This window comes from Pseudomonas sp. NPDC087346 (assembly GCF_044744235.1).
Lineage (GTDB): Bacteria > Pseudomonadota > Gammaproteobacteria > Pseudomonadales > Pseudomonadaceae > Aquipseudomonas.
In genome coordinates, this window is the sequence record NZ_JBIUXX010000020.1 from 20,860 (window position 1) to 26,560 (window position 5,701).

A 5,701-nucleotide genomic window follows, 5' to 3' on the forward strand; every position below is an offset into this window, starting at 1 on the left:
TGTAATGGTGCGGGTTGTAGCAGTCCCGCACCAGCAGTGTGCAGTTCGGTGACGCGGGCTGTTACAGGCTGGTTGCACGTCGTTTGGTGCCGCGGTTGCAATGATGGCGCAAGCGGGTTGCGCCTGAAAAAATAAACGGTTTCACCTTCCGCGGTTTAGACGGTTGCACGCCCAATAAAAATGGGATCGAAACAGTCGAAATAACAACAAAGCAGCGACTTTTTGAAGAATAAAAAACCGATGGCACGGCGCTTGCTCTGAGCACTCAGTGAAATGAAGTCGCAGTGCCAACTAAAAAAAACCTTGGAGCACCACCTCATGTCCCAGACGTTTTACAAGAAAGGCTTTCTGGCCCTCGCAGTAGCTGCTGCGTTGGGTGTTTCTGCGTTTGCTCAGGCTGATGTCAAAATCGGTGTAGCGGGTCCAATGACTGGCGCCAACGCGGCATTTGGCGAGCAGTACATGAAGGGTGCACAGGCAGCGGCTGATGCGGTCAACGCGGCAGGCGGCGTCAACGGGGAAAAAATCGTACTGGTCAAGGGCGATGACGCCTGCGAACCGAAACAGGCGGTGACGGTTGCCAAGGACCTCACCAACCAGAAAGTTGCCGGCGTGGTCGGTCACTTCTGCTCTTCTTCCACCATTCCAGCGTCGGAAATCTACGACGAAGCCGGCATCATCGCGATCACCCCGGGTTCGACCAACCCGCAGGTCACCGAGCGCGGTCTGAGCGCCATGTTCCGTATGTGCGGACGTGACGACCAGCAAGGCATTGTGGCCGGCGACTACATCGTCGATGTGCTCAAGGGCAAGAAAGTCGCGGTCATCCACGACAAGGACACCTACGGCCAAGGCCTGGCGGATGCAACCAAGGCCCAGTTGATCAAGCGCGGCGTGACCCCGGTGATCTACGAAGGTCTGACCCGTGGCGAGAAAGACTTCAGCGCTCTGGTCACCAAAATCCGTGCCGCCGGTGCCGACGTGGTCTACTTCGGTGGCCTGCACCCGGAAGCCGGTCCACTGGTTAAACAATTGCGTACCGAAGGCCTGAAAGACGTGAAATTCATGTCCGATGACGGCATCGTGACCGACGAACTGGTGACCACCGCCGGTGGCCCGCAATACGTTGACGGCGTGCTGATGACCTTCGGCGCCGACCCGCGCCTGCTGCCGGAAAGCAAGACCGTAGTGGACGCATTCCGCAAGGCTGGCACCGAGCCTGAAGGCTACACCCTGTACGCCTACGCTTCGATCCAGGCCCTGGCTGCCGGCTTCAACGGCGCCAAGTCGAACAAGGGCGAAGACGCTGCCAAATGGCTGAAAGCCAACCCGGTTAAAACCGTGATGGGCGAGAAGACCTGGGACGCCAAAGGCGACCTGAAAGTCTCCGACTACGTGGTTTACCAGTGGGACGCGACCGGCAAATACCACCAGCTGGAAAAACAGAAGTAAGGGCTGACGCGATCAGTTGACTCCACGGTTCCCTTGTAGGAGTGAGCCTGCTCGCGATTTCGGACAGACAGACGACACATATGTTGAATGTTCAACCGCTATCGCGAGCAGGCTCACTCCTACAGGGGGCGGTGGTGACTGGCCTGATCGTGGCTGACATTGCTCCGACGTAAATCTGTATTTTCCTTAGAAGAGCCGCACGCCCTGCGGTGTGCAGGCTCTCATTGCGTGAGATTGCGTTATGGATGGTATTTTCCTGCAGCAACTGGTCAATGGTCTGACTCTCGGGTCGGTCTATGGCCTGATCGCCATCGGCTACACAATGGTCTATGGCATCATCGGCATGATCAACTTCGCCCACGGCGAGGTTTACATGATTTCCGCTTACCTCGCGGCAATCAGTCTGGCTCTGCTGGCTTACTTCGGTATTGAATCCTTCCCGCTGTTGATGCTCGGCACACTGGTCTTCACCATCATCGTTACCGGGGTGTATGGCTGGGTCATCGAACGCATCGCTTACCGACCACTGCGCAACTCCACCCGACTGGCTCCGCTGATCAGCGCCATCGGTATCTCCCTGATTCTGCAAAACTATGCCCAGATCAGCCAGGGCGCCCGCCAACAGGGTGTTCCAACGCTGCTCACCGGTGCCTGGCGCATCGACATCGGTACCGGTTTCGTCCAGCTCACCTACACCAAGATCTTCATTCTGGTCGCCGCATTCCTTGGCATGGGCCTGCTGACCTACGTGATCAAGTACACCAAGCTCGGCCGCATGTGCCGCGCTACCCAGCAAGACCGCAAAATGGCCTCGATCCTCGGGATCAACACCGACCGGGTGATTTCCTATGTGTTCATCATCGGTGCAGCCATGGCGGCGCTGGCCGGCGTGCTGATCACCATGAACTACGGCACGTTCGACTTCTACGCAGGCTTCGTCATTGGCATCAAGGCGTTCACCGCAGCAGTGCTTGGCGGCATCGGCTCCCTGCCTGGGGCGATGCTCGGCGGGATCATCCTCGGGATTTCCGAGTCGCTGTTCTCGGGCCTGGTCAACTCCGACTACAAAGACGTGTTCAGCTTCTCGCTGCTCGTACTTGTTCTGGTCTTCCGGCCTCAGGGCCTGCTGGGCCGTCCTCTTGTGTCGAAGGTGTAAACGATGTCTTCAACCACCAAAAAAACCATTGATGTCAAAAAAAGCCTGGTTGAGTCGATCCTTGCCGGCCTGATTGCCCTGATCGTCTTCGGCCCGATTGTCGGTGTCGTGCTTGAGGGTTACAGCTTCAACCTTCAACCGACCCGCGTGGCGTGGATCATCGGCATCGTCATGATTGGCCGGTTTTTACTCAGCCTGTTCCTGCAAACGCCACGTGGCCTGAAGATTCTCGACGGATTCGAGAGCACCGGTTCCGGCGTGCATGTGCTCCCCGCCGATCACAAATCAAGCCTGCGCTGGATCATCCCGCTGCTGATTGTGCTGGCTATCGCTGTGCCGTTCTTCTCCAACTCCTACTTGCTGGGCGTGGTCATCCTCGGGTTGATTTACGTGCTGTTGGGGTTGGGTCTGAACATCGTGGTCGGTCTGGCCGGCCTGCTTGACCTTGGTTACGTGGCGTTCTACGCCATCGGTGCCTACGGTCTGGCGCTCGGTTATCAATACCTCGGGCTGGGCTTCTGGACGGTACTGCCGCTGGCGGCGATCACGGCCGGATTGGCCGGGTGCATCCTCGGCTTCCCGGTGCTGCGCCTGCACGGTGACTATCTGGCCATCGTGACCCTCGGCTTCGGTGAAATCATTCGGCTGATCCTCAACAACTGGCTGTCCCTGACTGGCGGCCCGAACGGCATGCCGGCGCCACTGCCGACGTTCTTCGGTCTGGAGTTCGGCAAGCGGGCGAAGGATGGCGGGGTGCCGTTTCACGAGTTCTTCGGCATCGCCTATAACCCGGACGTGAAGTATTACTTCATCTACGCGGTGTTGTTCCTGGTGGTGCTGGCCGTGCTGTACATCAAGCATCGTCTGGTGAAGATGCCGGTTGGTCGCGCCTGGGAAGCCTTGCGGGAAGATGAAATCGCCTGCCGCTCGATGGGCCTCAATCACGTATTGGTCAAACTGTCGGCGTTCACCATCGGTGCGTCCACGGCGGGTCTGGCCGGGGTGTTTTTCGCCACCTATCAAGGCTTCGTCAACCCGACCTCGTTCACCTTCTTCGAGTCGGCGCTGATTCTCGCCATCGTGGTACTCGGCGGCATGGGTTCGACCATCGGCGTGGTGATCGCAGCGTTCGTGCTGACTGTCGCCCCGGAACTGCTGCGCGGTTTCGCCGAATATCGCGTGCTGCTGTTCGGCATTCTGATGGTGTTGATGATGATCTGGCGACCACGAGGGCTGATCCGCATCAGCCGCACCGGGGTCAAACCACGCAAAGGTGCCATTCACTATGAGAGGACTGCGCCATGAGTGAAGTCGTACTCTCTGTTGAAAAGTTGATGATGCACTTTGGTGGCATCAAGGCGCTGAGCGATGTCAGCCTCAAGGTCAAACGCAACTCGATCTTCGCCCTGATCGGCCCCAACGGTGCCGGCAAGACCACGGTGTTCAACTGCCTGACCGGCTTCTACAAAGCCTCGGGCGGCAAGATTGAACTCAATGTGCGCGGGCAGCAGACCAACGTCATCCAGTTGCTCGGCGAATCGTTCAAACCGACCGATTTCGTCTCGCCGAAAAGCTTCCTCAGTCGTCTGTATTACAAGATGTTCGGCGGCACCCATCTGGTGAACCGTGCAGGTCTGGCCCGTACCTTCCAGAACATTCGCCTGTTCAAGGAAATGTCCGTGCTGGAAAACCTGCTGGTGGCCCAGCACATGTGGGTCAACCGCAACATGCTCGCCGGCATCCTCAATACCAAGGGTTACCGCAAGGCTGAAAGCGATGCGCTGGACTGCGCGTTCTACTGGCTCGAAGTGGTCGATCTGGTGGACTGCGCCAACCGGCTCGCCGGTGAACTGTCCTACGGCCAGCAACGGCGTCTGGAGATTGCCCGGGCCATGTGCACGCGGCCGCAGATCATCTGCCTCGACGAACCGGCTGCCGGCCTTAACCCTCAGGAAACCGAAGCGCTGAGCGCGATGATCCGTCTGCTGCGCGACGAGCACGATCTGACCGTGGTGCTGATCGAACACGACATGGGCATGGTAATGAGCATTTCCGACCACATCGTGGTGCTGGACCACGGCATCGTCATCGCCGAGGGTGGCCCTGAAGCTATCCGGCACGATCCAAAAGTGATTGCCGCCTATCTGGGCGCGGATGAAGAGGAAGTGGTGCTATGAGCCAACCCATCCTCGAATTGAAGGATCTGGACGTGTTCTACGGGCCGATTCAGGCCCTCAAGGGTGTTTCACTGCAGATCAACGAAGGCGAAACCGTGAGCCTGATCGGCTCCAACGGTGCCGGCAAGTCGACATTGCTGATGTCGATTTTCGGCCAGCCACGGGCGGCGAGCGGGCAGATTCTCTATCAGGGTGTCGACATCACCCAGAAATCCTCGCACTACATCGCCTCCAACGGCATTGCACAGTCGCCTGAAGGGCGGCGGGTGTTCCCCGACATGACCGTCGAGGAAAACCTGCTGATGGGTACCATCCCGATTGGCGACAAGTACGCCAAGGAAGACATGCAGCGCATGTTCGAGCTGTTTCCACGGCTCGAAGAGCGACGCACCCAGCGCGCGATGACCATGTCCGGTGGCGAACAGCAGATGCTTGCCATCGCCAGGGCGCTGATGAGCCGGCCTAAGCTGTTGCTGCTCGATGAACCGAGCCTGGGCCTGGCGCCGATCGTGGTGAAACAGATCTTCGCGACCCTGCGTGAACTGGCGAAAACCGGCATGACCATTTTCCTGGTCGAGCAGAATGCCAACCACGCGCTGAAACTGTCTGACCGGGCGTATGTGATGGTCAACGGCGAGATTCGCCTGACCGGTACCGGCAAGGAGCTGCTGGTGAACGAGGAGGTGCGTAACGCCTATCTGGGCGGGCACTGAGTTTTCCACAGATACATTGAGCCCCGGTGACGCAGGTCCCGGGGCTTTTTTACATCTCCAGAGCACCCGAATCCCCTGTAGGAGCTGCGGGGGGGGGGGGGGGGTTTTTTTTTTTTTAAAAAAAAAAAAAAAAAAAAAAAAAAAAACCGGGGGCCCCCCCCCAACGCGGGGGGGTTTTTGAATTTGGGTGTTGGGACCCGGGG

5 protein-coding genes are annotated in these 5,701 nt (G+C 58.3%); all 5 read left to right on the forward strand.

Annotation, left to right across the window (positions count from 1 at the left end):
- Positions 1-318: 318 nt before the first annotated feature.
- Positions 319-1,452: a branched-chain amino acid ABC transporter substrate-binding protein gene (locus ACIOZM_RS14215; protein WP_401214723.1), complete on the forward strand. Its 1,134-nt coding sequence runs from the start codon at positions 319-321 to the stop codon at positions 1,450-1,452.
- 241 nt (positions 1,453-1,693) lie between these two features.
- A complete protein-coding gene (locus tag ACIOZM_RS14220; RefSeq protein ID WP_401214725.1) occupies positions 1,694-2,608 on the forward strand; it encodes a branched-chain amino acid ABC transporter permease LivH in 915 nt (304 codons plus the stop codon).
- Between the two features lie 3 nt (positions 2,609-2,611).
- Positions 2,612-3,913, forward strand: coding sequence for a high-affinity branched-chain amino acid ABC transporter permease LivM (livM, locus tag ACIOZM_RS14225; protein ID WP_401214727.1), 1,302 nt, complete (start codon positions 2,612-2,614; stop codon positions 3,911-3,913).
- Entirely contained in the window at positions 3,910-4,785 is an 876-nt protein-coding gene (locus ACIOZM_RS14230) for an ABC transporter ATP-binding protein (RefSeq protein WP_401214729.1), read from the forward strand. Before livM ends, ACIOZM_RS14230 begins: the two co-directional genes overlap by 4 nt.
- Positions 4,782-5,498, forward strand: coding sequence for an ABC transporter ATP-binding protein (locus tag ACIOZM_RS14235; protein WP_401214731.1), 717 nt, complete (start codon positions 4,782-4,784; stop codon positions 5,496-5,498). Before ACIOZM_RS14230 ends, ACIOZM_RS14235 begins: the two co-directional genes overlap by 4 nt.
- Positions 5,499-5,701 lie beyond the last annotated feature (203 nt).